Origin of the sequence: Mesorhizobium sp. M4A.F.Ca.ET.090.04.2.1 (genome assembly GCF_003999085.1) — a bacterium.
GTDB lineage: Bacteria > Pseudomonadota > Alphaproteobacteria > Rhizobiales > Rhizobiaceae > Mesorhizobium.
This window is the reverse complement of sequence record NZ_RZOT01001034.1, coordinates 1-414: the sequence shown is the minus strand read 5'-3', so window position 1 is coordinate 414 and position 414 is coordinate 1. Positions and strand designations below refer to the sequence as shown.

Here is a 414-nt window from a genome sequence, read left to right as displayed (position 1 = left end):
GAATTGGGGAATAGGGGAATAGGTAAGCTAGTCGGCCGAGAGTTTGCGGATCAGAAGGCGGAGAAGCTTCCCCACACTTTCGGTCCCCTCCAGCAATGAAATCGCCGTCACTTTCGGCGCGATGCCGGTACGCTCGGCTATCAGGATCTGTGTCTCCAATTCCTTCAGTGAGCCTTGAGCGATACGCAAAAATTGCTGATAGGACCCCCGGATTTCTCTACCATGGCCTTCCGCGATGTTGGCTGGTATCGAGGCGGCGGCTCGGCGCACTTGGCTGGTTAATCCATAGAGCTCCTCCTTGGGCCGGGATTTCGTCGCCCCATAACCGCCACCGCAAGATCCATCGCTTGCTGCCAGACGATCAGCTCCTTGTAGGAGCCTGTTTTCTCGGTCATTTCCCCTACACCCCTACAC

The 414-nt window shown here is 56.5% G+C and carries 1 pseudogene; it reads right to left on the bottom strand.

The features are described from left to right. Window positions 1-27: 27 nt before the first annotated feature. Window positions 28-395: pseudogene (locus EN781_RS33905) on the bottom strand (four helix bundle protein). Window positions 396-414: the final 19 nt, after the last annotated feature.